We start from the raw sequence: 610 nt of genomic DNA, 5'->3' as shown, positions 1-610 counted from the left end.
CCGCTTACACAGACAAGTTGACACGCCCGCGAACGGCGAGCTCAGGCTTGGTGTCCCGCGCTCGGTTCGCGACCATGATCCTCCGCGCTGCACAGCTGGAGGCCCAAGATCTTCCGTTGTTGCCTTTGTCTTCAGATCCCACTGAACTGCGTGTCGTAGCGCGTGGCCATGCGCATGATCATCGAGTCGTAGTGAAAAGCGTCCCCCGGCTGCGGTGCGGGTCGGGAATGAACGACTTTCACAGGACTGTCATCGTTCCGAAGGTCGAGGACAGTTACGCCAATTGCATCAAAACCGATACCGATGGAACTGGAACGAGTCCGAAGAGTATTAAGGGTGTCCAACACCCGTTGACAATCACCGGGCTGCTTGTGAGAAGTGACAACGGGTTCCTGCCCGAGATGAATGCGCTCAACGTTTGCAGGGTTAGAACTTACAAACACGTCTGCGACATTAACCTGTGCGTATCCAATCGCCAAGGCTGTCTGGCTCTCACCGTGTACAGAGATGTGGGAACTGGTCAATTCATCATGAAGACGCGGAAGTGACTTGACGTGAGCAGTCATCGTGGCCTTAGCTTCTAGATGTAAGAGGTCATGACGTTGTTGAC

The 610-nt window shown here is 54.6% G+C and carries 1 protein-coding gene; it reads right to left on the bottom strand.

The features are described from left to right. Window positions 1–131: 131 nt before the first annotated feature. Window positions 132–610, bottom strand: a 479-nt coding sequence (locus HMPREF3105_RS13340; RefSeq protein WP_210401420.1) for a hypothetical protein, incomplete at its 5' end; no start/stop codon positions are given.

This window comes from Micrococcus sp. HMSC31B01 (assembly GCF_001816085.1).
Lineage (GTDB): Bacteria > Actinomycetota > Actinomycetes > Actinomycetales > Micrococcaceae > Micrococcus > Micrococcus luteus.
This window is presented reverse-complemented; position numbering and strand designations above follow the sequence as displayed.